The following is a 15,711-nucleotide window of genomic DNA, read 5'->3' on the forward strand; positions in this document are numbered from 1 at the left end:
CAAGTCCACTTGATCAACTAAACTTCTGGTGAATCATCTAAACAAGGAAGTGCGATGGCAAGCGACAAGAAGAACAAGCCCAAGAAGAAGCGTTGGTGGAGCTATCTGGCTGACGCCTACCGGGTGTCAAAGAACTCCTATCCGTGGACGATCTGGGCACTGATCGGAGCGCTCGCTGCGGGGCTCATCCTCGGCGTTATCGGCGGCCTGATCACCAAATTCTGGTTTGTGTGGATCCCGCTTGGAATTTTGCTCGGCGTTACTTTCGCTCTGCTCGTCCTGACCCAGCTGGTCAGGCGCGCATCCTATGCACAAATTGACGGCATGCCGGGTGCCGCTGCCGCCGTGCTCGGGCAGATCAAGCGCGGCTGGGTCATCGAGCAGGAGCCGGTGCGCTTCAACGCTCGTACGCAAGACATGCTCTTCCGCGTGATCGGCCGCCCGGGCATCGTCCTCGTCGCAGAAGGTCCTGCAGACCGCGTCAACAAACTGATCTCCGACGAAAAGAAGGCTATCAAGCGGGTGGCGCCGTCGGTCCCCGTCGAGGTTATTAAGGTCGGTCATGGCGAAAACCAAACTCCGCTGATCAAACTTGAGCGAGCCCTGAAGAAGCTGCCCAAGGCGATCTCACACGAAGAAGTCGCTGCCGTGACCGCCCGCATGAATGCGATCCAGACCAACGCGTTGCCTATCCCTAAGGGAATTGACCCACTCAACGCTCGCCCGGATCGTCGCGCGATGCGCGGGCGGTAAGGAAAGTGTTGGAAGGGACACGGCCACATGTTGGCCGTGTCCCTTTTTCATAGGCCCGTGTCCGTAGAATAATTTTCAGGTGAGCTAAATAGCTTGCTGATCTATCGGACAGGAGTACCGCGTGTTTACCAGTGTTGATGAGGCAAACAAGTTTCTGGTTGAGGAGGGCGTAGAGTTCGTTGACGTTCGTTTCTGCGACCTTCCGGGCGTCATGCAACACTTCTCCATCCCGATCGCGGCCTTCGACGAGGACTCGCTGAATCAGGGCCTGATGTTTGACGGCTCGTCGATCCGCGGCTTCACCAAGATTCACGAATCTGACATGAAACTCATGCCCGATCTGTCGACCGCTTACGTCGACCCGTTCCGCAAGCTCAAGACCCTGGTGATGAACTTTTTCGTCGTCGACCCCTTCACCGGGGAGCCCTACTCGCGCGACCCGCGCAATATCGCCAAGCGCGCCGAGGAACACCTGCGTGCCAGCGGCATTGCAGACACCGTCTTCTTCGGAGCCGAGGCCGAGTTCTATATCTTCGACGATATCCGCTACAACGATACGCCCAACAAGGTGGGCTACTCGATCGATTCGCGCGAGGCGTGGTGGAACACGGATAACGACGAGGGCCCCAATCTTGGCTACAAGAATCGGATGAAGGGCGGTTACTTCCCCGTCTCCCCCAACGATCAGATGGCCGACCTTCGTGACGAGATGACGGCGAAGTGCCAGCAGGTCGGACTGCAGATCGAGCGTGCACATCACGAGGTTGGTGTGGGCCAGCAGGAGATCAACTACAAGTTCGACACCCTCCTCGCGGCGGCCGACGACGTCATGAAGTTTAAATACATCATCAAGAACACGGCGATCGAGGCCGGCAAGACGGCAACCTTTATGCCCAAGCCCCTGTTCGGCGACGCCGGTTCGGGCATGCACTGCCACCAGTCGCTGTGGAAGGATGGCCAGCCGCTGTTCCACGACGAGCGGGGCTACGGCGGCCTGTCGGACCTCGCACGCTGGTACATCGGCGGGTTGCTTGCACACGCTCCTTCGCTGCTGGCGTTCACCAACCCATCGATCAATTCCTTCCACCGCCTCGTCCCCGGTTTCGAGGCGCCCGTGAACCTCGTGTACTCGGCCCGCAACCGTTCGGCGTGCACACGAATTCCCGTGACAGGCTCGTCAGCGAAGGCTAAGCGCATCGAGTACCGCACTCCAGACGCCTCCTCGAACCCGTACCTGGCGTTCGCCGCACAGCTCATGGCCGGCCTGGATGGCATTCGCAACCGCATTGAGCCGCCCGCACCGATCGACAAGGACCTTTACGAACTTCCACCCGAGGAGCACGCGGATATCGAGAAGTTGCCCGAATCTCTGGAGGATGCGCTTCGCGCCCTTGAGGCCGATCACGATTACCTCACCGAGGGCGGTGTCTTCGACGAGGACATCATCGAAACCTGGATCGCTTACAAGCGCGAGAAGGAAATCGAGCCGCTCCGCCAGCGCCCGCACCCCTACGAATTCACGCTGTACTACGACCTGTAGTCAATCGCGTTAGCGCTCGTTGTGGGGGTGGGAGTTATTCCACCCCCACAACTGTCTCTTCTCCTGCCGGCGTACGCCACATTGGGATGACACCAATGATCGAAAACCTGTCGCGCACCTCATGAGACATCTGATAAATTCACGGCGTTGGATCCATCGTAGGACGACATCACCTAGTCCGAGGCCCATGGCTTTGGCTACCAGTTCTCAGTGTTGCGAATTGGCGGTTGCGATGGAATTACCGATATGGAGAAACCATGCATATACGCTCTCGGGCAGGTCTAGCTTTTGCGACTGCTCTCTTCGTCGTGGTGCCAACCACGGCAACATCGGCTCCCCTCGGCGAGCTTCCCACCCCCATCCATCACTACAGTTTCGATATGTCAGACGGTTCGGATAGCACAGGTTCGCGCAACGCGGACGCAGGCGACTATTCCTTCGCAAAGGGCGTTGAAGGCAATGCCCTGCGCGTTGTTGACGGCAAGGGCATGTCCTTTACTGCCGCCCATGAGCTGGGCGAGTCTGATCCGTGGACCGTGTCCTATTGGGTCCGAACCGATGAGGTTCCGGCCGATCGGGTTTCGGTGTTGATGGACAAGAATAAGGACTTTTCTTTTGATCTGAAAATGGCCGCAGATCGTTCCGCCGGCTTCCACGTGGGCAAGGGCGGCGGAGACGTCTTGACGTTCAAGCACACCTTTGACGCTGCCACCTGGCATCACGTCACGTGGACGCAATCGAAGGACGCCGGCTTGTCCATGTATGTCGACGGCGCTCTGACGGAGACGAACGCATGGACGAAGACGCACCGCACGCTCGTGCCCCTCGACCTCATTGGCGGTACGGGCTTCACCGGCGACATCGACGAGGTCAAGGTCTTTGATTCAGTTCTCACCGCCGACCAGGTCAAGGAGCTTTCGGGCAAGAAGGCTCCCGACGCCGTCACCCCGGCTCTCCCCTGGAACAACACCGTTGCCGAGTACAAACTAGCCGACAAGCACCTGTCCACGGTCATGCGCGAACCGGGCGGCAAGCGTCAATATCTTGGCCAGCCAGATATGATCCGGACGAACACGGGTCGCCTTATCGCTGCCTTCCCCGAGGGGCATGGCAAGGGCCCGCTCATCATGATGACCTCCGACGACGACGGCGCGACATGGACCGAGAAGAAGGATATTCCGGCGTCGTGGGCGGGGTCTCAGGAGACGCCGACCCTGTACAAGCTCAACCTCCCCGACGGCACGGAGCGCCTCATGCTCATCACGGCCAATCCCGGTTGGGGAACGGACAAGGCCGGCCACAAGTATGGGTGGAACACCTCCTACTCCGACGACAACGGCGAAACGTGGACCGAGTACAGCCACTTCCATTCGAAGCGCACGTGGGACAACGCAGATAACGACGCCATCGTCGCCATGGCCTCGCTCGTGCAGCTCAAGGATGACAACGGCAACCTCATCCCCAAGTGGATGGGTGTCTACCACAACTACAAGTTCGTCAATTTCAAGACTTACCTGACCTTCGAGAATGGGGTCGAAAAGTGGTCCGATCCTGAGCCTTACCTCGCCGAGCACAGGAACATCGAAGAAACATACAAGATGTGCGAAATCGGCATGTTCCGCTCGCCCGACGGAAAGCGCATTGTCGGTCTCGCCCGTAGCCAGTCGCACAGCCATCGTGCCACGATGATCTATTCCGATAATGAGGGAAAGACGTGGTCCAAGCCCGTCGAGCTACCAGGGTCGTTGGCCGGCGAGCGCCACAAGCCCACGTACGATCCGGCTTCCGGCCGCGTAGTTGTCCCCATGCGTGAAATCCGCTACGACCTCAACAAGAATGGCCGCCACGACGGAGAAAACGACTGGAAGGCCGGAAACTGGGTCGCTTGGGTCGGCACCTACGATCAGCTGATGAACCAAGAAGCGGGCCAGTACCGCATCCTGCTCGAGCGTGACTGGTCGAATAACCGCTACGGCGGCGACACCGGGTACTCTGGCATCGTGACGCGCGAGGATGGCACATTCATCATTGTCTCCTATGGTCACTGGGACAAGGATTTTTCACGTAGTTGGCTGGACCCCAGCAAGGGCCAGTACAACGTGACCACCGACCTGTCCTACATCAAGCAGGCAAAGTTCCGCCTGTGGGACGTGGAGCAGGCGAACGGCCTCGACATCGCACCGGCGCCCAAGACCGTTGTTACCGGGACGGTCGAAGGCGGCACCTCGACGTCGTCTGACCGGCTCGAGGGCAAGGTCGTCGCGGTGAAGCCGGCTCCTGCCCCGTCGCCGACCACAACACCGACTCCGGAGAAGCCAGCGCCCGCGAAGCCTACCCTCCCCGCCACAGGCGCGGGTGTCGCAGGCCTGTCGATCGGCGCCGCAGCGCTGCTGCTGGCAGGCGGAACGCTCGTGCTTCGGCGTCGTAGCAACTAACCGACATCTCTGACGTGCGCCCCGGAAGTTGGTTCCATCTTCCGGGGAGCATCTCGCTAGGCTCTCCGCCGTCGGATACGCAACACGGCCTTTTAGAAAGGAGTTTTTACCACTTTTCTCCTCTCCACGACACTTCAGATATGACGCATATGTTGCATCATTTCCATTCACTAATAGGAGTTTTCTATGAAGAAACGACGTTGGTTCTTAGGAGCAATTGGCGCTATGTCACTTATTTTCAGCGCATTTGCAACTTCTGTAGCATCTGCTGAACCAGATGTTGCACCAGGCGGCTACCATGCTTCCGCTTCAACAATTAAATTGCCAGATACCATTCCAAGCTTAGATAACTTTAAACCGGCTCAAGGCACCTGGAGCCTTGGTAAGGGTGCTCGTGTTGTTTCTTCAGAAGATTTGAAGAAGCGCGCTAACATGTTGTCCACGGAACTTACTGCTTTTCTTGGCGATAAAGTTCCAGCAGCAACGGGGCAAGGAACAGCCAAAGATGTTGTTCTTACACGTGACGAAACACGAAAAGCAGCTTTAGGCGATGAAGGTTTCGAACTGACCATTGGCGACAAAGGTTTAGTTGTTACAGCAGCTACCGATGCTGGTGTTTTCTATGGCACACGTTCTGTTTCTCAACTTTTACGTCAGTCTGATCGTGGAGATGCGAAGTTAACTCTTCCTGCTGGAAGCGTTATTTCGAAGCCAAAGTACCATGAGCGTGGCGCAACGTTATGTGCTTGCCAGATTAATATTTCTACAGAGTGGATTGATCGTTTCCTTGACGATATGGCCGATCTTCGCTTGAATTACCTTCTTCTTGAAATGAAGGTGAAGTCTGATAAGTACCCAGATACTCAAACCTGGAGCTACTACACACCTGAAGATGTTAAGAAGTTTGTTGCTAAGGCACGCGAGTACAACATTGATGTTATTCCTGAGATCAACTCCCCTGGTCATATGGAAATCTGGATTGAAAACTCACCTCAATACCAATTGGTTCGTCAAGAAGGATATAAGAAAGGCGAATACCGTCCAAGCCTCCTGGATATTTCTAACCCGGAAGCACGTAAGCTTTACAAAGATTTGATCGATGAATACGATCAATCTTTTGACACCAAGTACTGGCATATGGGTGCTGATGAGTACATGATCGGTGAACGCTCACCTTATCAAGACTTTCCACAACTAGCTACATACGCAAAAGAAGTAACTAAAAACCCAAATGCTACTGGTAAAGATGCATTCATTCATTTTCTAAATGAGATTAACACTCATGTTAAAAGTAAGGATGCTCCTGGTGGAGGAAAGAAGCAGCTCCGCATTTGGAATGACGGTGTTCAAGAAACTCAAGCAGTAACTCTAGATAAAGACATTATCGTTGAATACTGGTTCACTGAAGGTTTGAAACCAAACCAATTATTCGATCGCGGTTACAAGGTCATGAATGCAAATGATCTTCTTTACTTCTCACGTCAAAATCCTGGTTACAAATTCGACGATGCCAAGATTGAAACCACTTACAACGCCAAGAAGTGGAACGTTGGCAGTTTCCCTGGCAACGTACAAATTGATCCCGAACATAAAAACCTCACTGGTGCGAAAATTTCAATCTGGCCAGATGAATCCACCTACCAAACAGAAAACGAAGTAGCGAAAGAAGTTTGGTCATCCCTACGTTTCATTTCCCAGATGACATGGAGCGGCTCTTACCACTGGGATACATGGAAAGATATGAAGGCTGCTGCAGTCTCAATTGGCGATCCATACATTCGATCAGCAATGCCATCAACCGATCTTCCAGCAGGAACATACACAATTCCTGAGCTCGCCACACTCGGCAAGGGACCATGGAAGTTCACGCCAACCAATGACGATTACTACCAAATCGAAGACACAGCATCCGGTAAATGCTTAGCTCTTGACACAGGATCGAAGCATTTGAAAGTTGTCACCGAAGTCGGTGCTCAACCAAACCTCCGTGACTGTGCAGATATGAATCGCACCTGGGTTACTGGTCGTGACGCTGCAGAAGCTCGTAACACCCAAAAATGGCAAGTTCAGGCTAAGGATAGTGCCATAACTCTTCGCAACGCTCTCACACTTCAGTACTTAGCAATTGCAACTGGAGAAGAAAAGCATGTTGACATTCAGGGTGTTTCCGCTGAAAAAGTAAAGACGGACGAAAAACTTCTCAACGCAACACTTTCTCGATCCGGAAACAAGATCGCTAAGGGCAAACTTGCACAGTTCCCACGCGATCTCGTCACTGTGGATGGGAAGTCAACCAGCGCATTCAAGAGCAACGCTTTGTTCTCTATCACGCAAGAACTTGGTATTTCCACAGACGTCACCAAGTTGAGCGATCTCAACCCAAGCATCCCAGGAAAGATCACTGCCACAGTGTCTGCTCTTGGAACAAAGAATGCCGAAGCTTCTAAAGTCAACATTGCAGTACCAGAAGGCTGGAAAGCTCTACCTGCCGAAGTAAATCTTCAAGCTATTCCAAAGGGAAAGAGTGCAAAGGTTGTATTCAACGTCGTTAACACAACAGCAACCGACGGTGTAGCAACTCTTACATGGCATATTGAGGGAAAGACCCTCACCACTGAGGTAGCTCTTTCTGCAACTCTCGGACCACGCGTATGCGAAGGCTTTGAGGATATTTCAACTGATTCAGAAGAAACCAGCGGTGAACCACGTCCAAACGGCGTTGCCACGGCAGCTTTTGACAACAATCCAGATACCTACTGGCACACGGAATGGAAGTCTAAATCGCCAGAACCACCACACTGGTTAATTTTCAATCCAACAAAGGCTTTGACCAAGGACACCGTCGTTAACGACATGCTCTCTGTTGAGTATCTTCCACGCCAAGGAAAGCCAAACGGACGTATTGAAAACTACAAGGTTTACGTTTCGGATACCAACGCAAAGGCCGATGATAAGGCTGCTTGGGGCGAGCCTGTTGCACAAGGCGCCTGGGAAAATAACGCTGATTGGCAGCGTGCATCTTTCCCAGCAGGAACAAAGGCAAAGTTCGTCAAACTTGAAATCCTTTCAAACCACCGTAGTTTGGATCAGGCAAATCCCCCATACACATCTGCTGCAAGCATTTGTGTTTCCTCTAAGGTCCCTGCTGTTGAGCTAGTTGATCCTGAACAGCCAAAAGACAACCCAGTAGTGACTCCAGAGAAGCCAGCACCTGAAGCAAAGCCAACTCCAGAGAAGCCAGCACCTGAAGCAAAGCCAACTCCAGAGAAGCCAGCACCTGAAGCAAAGCCAACTCCAGAGAAGCCAGCACCTGAAGCAAAGCCAACTCCAGAGAAGCCAGCACCTGAAGCAAAGCCAACTCCAGAGAAGCCAGCACCTGAAGCAAAGCCAACTCCAGAGAAGCCAGCACCTGAAGCAAAGCCAACTCCTACACCTGCTAGTAAAGATGCCCTACAGGCAACACCTGAAACTCGTGTTGTTAAAGAATTGAGCAAAACAGGTATCACCATTGGAGCACTTTCTGCAATCATGGCCGGAATTCTTGTTCTCGGTTCAGGATTAATGATCCTTAACCGTCGCGCCAAGAAGTAACGCTGACAGATCATCCACTGAGTTGAGTGGTGGCTAGGATTTTCCTAGCCACCACTGTTTTATTGGAGTGCTGGAGTGCCCTAGGTTTTTAGGTCCAGGTGAAGCGTCTGTAAGTCTTGTGGTGGCTGGTCTGGGATTGGCTGGCAGGATTGGTATTGGCCGTGACTGTCGTGTGGTGTGACTCTTGAAGCGTTTGACAGGTTTGTCTTTCTCAGGATTTGTCCGTCCTCCGATGGTGCGGCCGGTACCGCCTAGCCCACGTCGGTAGCTTGATCAGAAGATTGTCCGTGTGAATTCGTGACTCATTACAGACATGTTCCGAGGTGATTCCTTCCTAGGTCGGTACCGGCCTGACGGTCGTTTGTTTCCGCATATTAGGGAAGGTTGATAACCGCTATGTCTATTGTTGCTCATATTCACCCGTATGTCGTTGGCGTTGATACCCATGCTCGCAACCATGTGTACTCAGTTCTTGCCTCGGCCACGGGCGAACTGTTGGGATCGCAGAAGTTCCCCACGACTGAGGCAGGGATAAAGCGCGCCATGAGATGGGTTGTTAGTCGCACCCACTCCCATGACGATACTTTGTGGGTCATAGAGGGCACCTCTTCTTATGGTGCTGTCCTGACCGGCAAGGTGCTAGCACGTAATTTTTCTGTTGCTGAGGCGCCCCGTGTTGATTCCCAGCATCGCTACGGCACGGGAAAGTCCGATGAATTGGACTGTGCAAGGATCGCGCGAGCAACCTTGGGTTTGCCGGTGGATAAGTTGCGTCGTCCGCGCCTTGGTCGCGGGGTTCGTCAAGCAATCCGAATCCTTGTCGCATCTCGAGAACTCTTGGCAGGCGAGCGTACCCGGAATGTGAACGCGTTGACTGCTCTTGTGCGTAGCAACCCATTGGGTATTGATGCGCGTAGCTCGTTATCATCGGCTCAGATCGAACAGGTTGCCTCGTGGCGAATGCGCGATGAGGATATCGAGATCCGAGTTGCCAGAGCCGAAGCGAAAAGGCTTGCTCGCCAGATTCTCGACCTCGATTGTGAGCTTGGGGCCAACGAACGCGATCTTGCTGGACTAGTCCAGATCAGTGAAGCTGCACCATTACTGCAAGAGAAAGGCTTTGGTGCTGTGAGCGCGGCGAAGTGTCTTACGGCGTGGTCTCACTACGGCAGAATCAGAACTGAGGCAGAGTTCGCTTCCCTTGCTGGAGTCAATCCAATACCCGCCTCGTCGGGAAACACGGTTCGACATCGGCTTAATCGTGGAGGAGATCGTAAGCTCAATAGCGCGCTACACATGGTCGCCATCGTGAAAATGCCCCATGACGAGGAGACGAAAAAATACGTTACGAGAAGGCGAGAGGAAGGAAAAACTGACCGGGAAATCCGGCGCTGCCTCAAACGCTATATAGCTCGCCGGGTCTATCGCACACTCAATGCCCAGCACTCGCTCGCCACAACCACTTGACAAACATAGAAGAATCCTGATCAAAATTCTTCGGTATAACCCAGATTTTCCCATCTACTTAAACGGAAGAAAAGCTGGACCATTTCATGTGGGGATAACGCAGCGATGGAATCCTTCTTCGCTCTGGTGCAAAAGAATGTTCTGGACCGTAGGTTCTGGGCCACCCGTAGCGAGCTGTCCGCCGCGATCACTCACTGGATCGAGCGCACCTACCACCGGAAGCGACGCCAGCGAGCGCTGGGTAAATTGACACCCATCGAATACGAAACAATCATGGAACCAGCCGTATCAATCGCGGCCCAAAAACCAGAAAGAAAACTATCAACCAAACCTACAGCAGTCCCTGCCGAAGTTGTATAGCGAGCAGTTCAAGGCTGACGCGGTGGCGTTGGCGGGAGTGGCACCGGTGGCCACTACTCCCACAAAAATGTTGCGACAAGCGTGACAATCAGCAGAATCGACTGCAGACACCTAGACAATCCGGATTTATTCGCCACTTGTTCCCCACAATTTCGCAACCGTTGATAACGCGGGCAATACGTCCGCATACCCTGCAATTATCATGCTGTGGGTAGCCAAAATAGGTAGCCGTATTCAGGAATTAATTAGCGCACATTTGTGATTTTTACCGCACCAAGAAACGGGCAGAATAAATAGCCCGGTACGGTCCGGGCGCCGGGGCGTCCAGCTCGCCTCAATCGACCTCGTGGTGCATCCATGACTTGAGGCGATACCCGCCCTCAAGTGTCCCCTCGAGCCGAGCAAAACCTGTGTTGGTCAGCGGAATGAATCCCTCGGCGCCGACCATGGCATCCCTAGCACGCGCGCCTACCCAATATGCGATCGCTCCCCCGTGGGAAAAGACCACGGCCGTGTGCTGCGCGCTTGCCTCAGCCGCGCGGACGGCGTCGTCAAAGCGGCTCAGCACCGACATGCCCGTTACATCGCTATCTCCACCCATAGGTAGCTCAAGATCACCCTTCAGCCACGTGACAATGGTGTTGGTGTAGGCGAAATAGTCCTCCTCGCTCGTCCCGCCTTCCAACGCGCCGGCGGCGATCTCGCGAAAACCCTCGTGAATTTGGATATCGAGCCCTAGGCGCGTGGCCAGCGGTGTGGCGGTTTGCTGAGTGCGCGTCAGGTTCGAAGCCCAGATGGCCTCCGGCTCGTAGGCGGCAAGCGTGGCGACGACGTCGTTTGCTTGCGTCCACCCTTCCTCCGTCAACGCAGCCCCGGGCACCGCCGTGTCGAGCGTATGTTTGGCGTTCAGGTATGTCTGGCCGTGACGGACAAGAATCAGTTGCACATTTACTCCTCGTAAATAATTCTCTCAACCACTCTCCGGCCGCGGCGCGCAGCCCGCAGGTAGTCCTCTTCGATCGAATGCTTTTCTGCCCGGCCAAGGAGGGCGGCCACGTTCGCCAGCTCGCGTGTGGTGTGGGCAAGCACGTCGAGTTTGGAGCCGCGCGTGCGACCGCTACCGAGCACGTTTGCGTCACGCAAAGCGGAGGCAAACGACCAAGTCTGGCTGAGCCTATCAGCCTCGTCGCGGGTGATGAGCCCAGCCGCGCTCGCCGCCTCGATCGCGCGGAGCGTGCTGGGGGTGCGCAGCGCGGCGATCTGGCCCGCGTACCTCAGCTGCAACAGTTGCACCGCCCATTCGACATCCGACAGGCCACCCGGGCCGAGCTTGAGATGGCGATTCCTCTGGATCCCACGCGGAATGCGCTCGGACTCCACGCGAGCCTTCATCCGACGAATCTGGGTGACCTCCGTGGCCTGCAGGCCGCCCTCCGGGTAACGCACCGGGTCGATGAGCTCGATGAACGCCGCGCCCACGCCCGCATCCCCCGTGAGGAATCGTGCCCGCAGGAGAGCCTGGCGTTCCCAGGTCTCGACCCATTGGTCGTAGTAGGCGCGGTAGGACTCGAGGGAGCGCGCAAGAGGCCCGTTCTTTCCTTCGGGGCGTAAATCGGCATCCGCGAGGAATGCGGGCTCGGTGGCCGGGGAAGACAGCATCGCCATCACGTTACGCGCAATGTCAATCGCCATCGCGCCGGCCTCCTGTGCGGCCAGTCCGTGGGCGTCGTAGACGAAAAGCACGTCCGCGTCCGACATGTAGCCCATTTCCTCGCCGCCGAAACGGCCCATGGCAATGATGGCGAAACGAAGCGATTTGGGTGCGCCCACCTTTAACCGCGCTGCCCGCAACGCCGCCTCCGCGGCGATCTGGCCGGCGGTGGAGATTGCGCGGCGGCTCTCCGCCTCGTCGACGAGCCCCAGGACGCTTGCCATCGAGGTGCGCAATAGTTCACGACGCCGAAGCCCGCGGCCCGCGATCGCAATCTGATCCGGCTCGCTGCGGCGCGCAAGGAGGGCATCGAGCTCGGCCGAAAGGTCGGCGGGGTCTTTCGGCTTAAGCAAGGCGTCCTCGTCGAGCCAGGCGATGGCCTCTGCCAGGGAAGGCAGCTCACGCGCAACGTAGCGCGACGTGGATAGGAGCTTCGCCAGCCGCTCACCTACCACGCGCGAATCTCGCAACAGGCGCATGTACCACGACGTCGTCCCCAGGGCCTCCGAAACGTCCCGGAAGGAGGCCAGCCCGAAATCCGGCTCCGGGCCGTCCGCCAGCCACTCGAGCATGACGGGCATAATCTGGCGGGAGATCGCCGCCGTGCGGTTGAGGCCGGTGGTCAGCGCCAGCGCGTTGGCATAGGCCGAGCTGGGATCCCCATAGCCGATGGCTGCCAGACGCGCCTTGGCGGCCTCAGGCTCAAGGGCGGCGTTATCGGCAGAGAGCTTGGCGGTCGCTGGCAACATGGGCCGGTAATAGATCTCCAGATGCAAGGCACGCACTTCTCGGCGAACCTTCGCCCAGAGGGCCTTGAGCTCGTCGGCGGTGGCAAGGCCGTCGATGTTGAGCGAACGCGCAATCCGGCGTAGGTCGGCGTCGGCGGTGGGAAGCACGTGAGATCGGCGGATGCGGTGCAGCTGGACGCGGTGTTCGAGCGAGCGCAGGAATCGATAGTGGGCATTCATCGTCGCCGCGCTGGTCCGGCCGATGTAGCCGGCGTCGCGAAGGGCGGCGAGGGCCTCGAGGGTGGAACGTTGGTGGACGGTGTCGTCCGTGCGGCCGTGGACGAGTTGAAGAAGCTGGACCGTGAACTCGATGTCGCGCAGGCCCCCGCGGCCCAGCTTGATCTGCCGATCAGCCTCGCGCGGCGGAACCAGGCGCTCCACACGACGCCGCATCGCACGCGTTTCCTCAACGAACCCCTCACGCCCGGCGGCGCTCCACACGTAGGGGGTCAGGGCCTCAACGTAACGCCGGCCCAACTCAAGGTCGCCGGCGATGGGCCGAGCCTTGAGCAAGGCTTGGAACTCCCAATTCTCCGCCCAACGTTCGTAGTAGGCCTCGTGTGATTCGAGCGTGCGCACGATCGGGCCTGCCTTGCCCTCGGGTCGCAGCGCCGTGTCGATCTCGAGGATCGCGGGGGTGTGCCCCGGGGCGCCAACCGCGTGCGAGATAAACTCCGCCAGCTTTGCCGCCGTGCCGAGCGCGTCCTCGTCGTCGCCGGTGAGGGAGCGCGCCACGTAAATCAGGTCGACGTCGGAAATATAGTTGACCTCACGCCCGCCCGTCTTGCCCATGGCGATGACGGCCAGCCCGACCTGAGTCGCGTCGTACCTCGCGCGTCCGATGGCGAGGGCGGCTTCCAGAGCTCCCCCGACGACGTCCGACAAGGCACGCACGATGAGCTCCAGATGCTCCGGGGCCGGGCCGGCCGTGAGGTCTTCCGCCGCGATCTGGGTGATCCTGTACCAATAGTGCTCCCGGAGCGCCTCAATCGCTGCCTCTTCGCCGCCCAAGCTTTCGACGTCGGCACGAGGGAAGCCAGCGCCGTCACGGGTGGCGTGGACGGCGGCCAGGGCAGCCTCCTGTTCGCCCTCGAGTGTTGTGTGGACACCCCCTTGAGCGATCTTCGCGTCGCACAGAATGTGGACGTTCGCGGGGTGAATGATGAGGCGTTCACTGAGCGTGGCCGACATGCCAAGAATGGCAAAAAGCCGCCGCGTCGACGTCGTGGACTCACATGTGGCATACAGCGCCCGCTGAGCCTCCTCGCCCTCGCATTGGGCCGACTCAAAGAGCCTCAGGTAGCCCAAGAGAGCCTGGTCCGGGTCAGCGCTTTCTGATGCATATTCCACTAGCCATTCGCGGTCCACGCCGGCCAGGGAATCACTTCCCAGCAGACTCTCAGCGCGGTCGGGTCGCGAGAAGCCCAACCGCCTCAGCTGCGAGACCATCTCCCCCATTATTTCGACATGAGGAACGCACGCCGCTCGAACGGCGTGACCTGATGACGGTATTCCTCCCACTCGTGGCGCTTGTTGCGCAGGAAGTAGGCAAACGCGTCCTCCCCCAGCGTCTCGGCCACCAGCTCCGATTCCCTCATCGCCTTCAAGGCGTCGGAGAGCGAGGCCGGCAATGCCTTCAGCCCCATCGCGCGCCTTTCGAGCTCGGTCAGCTCCGCGACGTCCACATCCAGATCCTCAGGCAACGCGTAGTCCCCCTCGATTCCGGCCAAGCCCGCGTTAAGAATGGTCGCGAACGCCAGGTAGGGATTGGCAGCCGAGTCGAGCGCTCGGTACTCCACGCGAGCCGTCTCCGGATCGCCATGCACGAGCGCCGGAATACGCACCAGGGACGTGTGGCTATTGCCCCAGGAAATGTAGTTCGGCGCCTCGTAGCCGTCCCACAGGCGCTTGTAGGAATTGACGTGTTGATTGGTGATCGCCGTGATCTCGGGAGCGTGACGCAACAGGCCAGCCACGAACTTTCGCCCCGTCGCTGACAGGTTGAAGTCGCCCAAGGGATCGTAGAATGCGTTCTTGTTCCCCTCAAACAGGGCAAAGTGCGTGTGCATGCCCGATCCGGCCGCATCAATGAGCGGCTTAGGCATGAAGCTGGCCATGACTCCCTGCGAGATCGCCACCTGCTCGACGACGACCCGGAGCGTCATGATTTGATCCGCCATGGTTAATGCGTCGGTCCGGCGCAGGTCAATTTCGTTTTGCCCTGGCCCAATCTCGTGATGAGAAAACTCCACGGATATGCCCATATCTTCGAGCGTCTTGACCGCTCGCGACCTGAACCCTTGGGCGATCGAACGCGTCACGTGATCGAAATACGAGCCGTTATCGATCGGAACTGGAACCTCGTCCTCGCTGGTGGTGGGATGGAAAAGATAGAACTCGCACTCGGGCTGCGCATAGAAAGTGAACCCGAGTTTGGCCGCCCGCTCGACTTGGCGTTCGAGCACCGCACGCGGGTCGGTGCGCGCCGGTTCGCCGTCGGGCGTATATATCGAGCAAAACATGCGTGCAGAACGCGTGTCGTCGTCGCCCCACGGAAGCAACTGGAAGGTGGACGGATCGGGGCGCATCACCATATCCGACTCATGCCCGCGTGTCAGCCCCTGGACGGCGGAGCCATCGAAGGCGATGCCACCCTCGAGCGCCGTTTCCAATTCGGCCGGAGCGATCGCCACCGACTTCAGCGTACCCGTGATGTCGGTGAACCACAGCCGTACAAAGCGCACATCGTGATCCTCGACTTGCCTGAGGACGTATTCAGATTGCGTGTCCATCACCAGTTCTCTTTCCACTCGCGCTCGGCGGCATCGTAGGAGTCTTCGCGGGCGCGCTCGTCCGCGTCGGCTGCGATGTTGCGGGCGGCGGAGAGCGCAAAAGCGTGGTCTGCCTCGGCGCGCGTCTTGTAGGGCCCCATGCGAACCGACGCGTCGAACATCGGCGAATCCGACTCCGCCACCTCGCCTGTGCTGGTGTTAAACCAAAACGCCATGATTTCTCCATCGTCGATTGTGGCGGCGGGTTTGTGCACGCCACGCATGTGACTAAGCT

General features: G+C 57.3%; 9 protein-coding genes and 1 pseudogene. 6 read left to right on the forward strand and 4 right to left on the reverse strand.

The features are described from left to right. Positions 1-54: 54 nt before the first annotated feature. From HLG82_RS05450 to HLG82_RS05475, 6 genes and pseudogenes are all read left to right on the forward strand, one after another. Positions 55-753 carry a DUF4191 domain-containing protein gene (locus HLG82_RS05450; RefSeq protein ID WP_193325881.1) on the forward strand — a complete coding sequence of 233 codons (699 nt, stop codon included), beginning with the start codon at positions 55-57 and terminating at the stop codon, positions 751-753. Positions 754-874: 121 nt separating this feature from the next. After that, on the forward strand, positions 875-2,293 hold the full coding sequence (gene glnA / locus HLG82_RS05455; RefSeq protein ID WP_193325882.1) for a type I glutamate--ammonia ligase: 1,419 nt from the start codon (positions 875-877) through the stop codon (positions 2,291-2,293). 257 nt (positions 2,294-2,550) lie between these two features. Further along, positions 2,551-4,728 (forward strand): LamG-like jellyroll fold domain-containing protein, encoded by a 2,178-nt coding sequence (locus tag HLG82_RS05460; protein WP_193325883.1) that lies wholly within the window; start codon positions 2,551-2,553, stop codon positions 4,726-4,728. Positions 4,729-4,914: 186 nt separating this feature from the next. Continuing rightward, on the forward strand, positions 4,915-8,319 hold the full coding sequence (locus HLG82_RS05465; RefSeq protein ID WP_193325884.1) for a family 20 glycosylhydrolase: 3,405 nt from the start codon (positions 4,915-4,917) through the stop codon (positions 8,317-8,319). 396 nt (positions 8,320-8,715) lie between these two features. Beyond that, a complete protein-coding gene (locus HLG82_RS05470) occupies positions 8,716-9,786 on the forward strand; it encodes an IS110 family RNA-guided transposase (RefSeq protein WP_193325885.1) in 1,071 nt (356 codons plus the stop codon). A gap of 84 nt (positions 9,787-9,870) precedes the next feature. Beyond that, a pseudogene (locus tag HLG82_RS05475) lies at positions 9,871-10,083 on the forward strand (integrase core domain-containing protein); the annotation flags it as partial. 397 nt (positions 10,084-10,480) lie between these two features. On the opposite strand, the gene HLG82_RS05480 reads toward HLG82_RS05475, so the two are convergent. Genes HLG82_RS05480 through HLG82_RS05495 form a run of 4 tightly spaced genes read right to left on the reverse strand, consistent with a single transcriptional unit; the run spans position 10,481 to position 15,652 of the window. Beyond that, the gene (locus tag HLG82_RS05480; RefSeq protein WP_193325886.1) at positions 10,481-11,092 is read right to left on the reverse strand and encodes a histidine phosphatase family protein; all 612 of its coding nucleotides are present in this window, start codon (positions 11,090-11,092) and stop codon (positions 10,481-10,483) included. Positions 11,093-11,094: 2 nt separating this feature from the next. Next, the gene (locus HLG82_RS05485) at positions 11,095-14,094 is read right to left on the reverse strand and encodes a bifunctional [glutamine synthetase] adenylyltransferase/[glutamine synthetase]-adenylyl-L-tyrosine phosphorylase (RefSeq protein ID WP_216858922.1); all 3,000 of its coding nucleotides are present in this window, start codon (positions 14,092-14,094) and stop codon (positions 11,095-11,097) included. Between the two features lie 8 nt (positions 14,095-14,102). Further along, complete coding sequence (locus tag HLG82_RS05490) at positions 14,103-15,437, reverse strand: glutamine synthetase family protein (protein ID WP_193325888.1); 1,335 nt, start codon at positions 15,435-15,437, stop codon at positions 14,103-14,105. Then, positions 15,437-15,652, reverse strand: a complete 216-nt coding sequence (locus HLG82_RS05495; protein WP_193325889.1) for a hypothetical protein — start codon at positions 15,650-15,652, stop codon at positions 15,437-15,439. Before HLG82_RS05495 ends, HLG82_RS05490 begins: the two co-directional genes overlap by 1 nt. Between the last annotated feature and the right edge of the window lie 59 nt (positions 15,653-15,711).

It is taken from the genome of Trueperella pecoris, from assembly GCF_014926385.1.
Classification (GTDB): domain Bacteria; phylum Actinomycetota; class Actinomycetes; order Actinomycetales; family Actinomycetaceae; genus Trueperella; species Trueperella pecoris.

Bases quoted from the DNA above. Each gene is read 5' to 3' on its own strand.
- HLG82_RS05485 (WP_216858922.1), bottom strand. From the start codon at position 14,094: ATGGTCTCGCAGCTGAGGCGGTTGGGCTTCTCGCGACCCGACCGCGCT.
- HLG82_RS05460 (WP_193325883.1), top strand. From the start codon at position 2,551: ATGCATATACGCTCTCGGGCAGGTCTAGCTTTTGCGACTGCTCTCTTC.
- HLG82_RS05490 (WP_193325888.1), bottom strand. From the start codon at position 15,437: ATGGACACGCAATCTGAATACGTCCTCAGGCAAGTCGAGGATCACGAT.
- HLG82_RS05450 (WP_193325881.1), top strand. From the start codon at position 55: ATGGCAAGCGACAAGAAGAACAAGCCCAAGAAGAAGCGTTGGTGGAGC.
- HLG82_RS05470 (WP_193325885.1), top strand. From the start codon at position 8,716: ATGTCTATTGTTGCTCATATTCACCCGTATGTCGTTGGCGTTGATACC.
- HLG82_RS05495 (WP_193325889.1), bottom strand. From the start codon at position 15,652: ATGGCGTTTTGGTTTAACACCAGCACAGGCGAGGTGGCGGAGTCGGAT.
- HLG82_RS05465 (WP_193325884.1), top strand. From the start codon at position 4,915: ATGAAGAAACGACGTTGGTTCTTAGGAGCAATTGGCGCTATGTCACTT.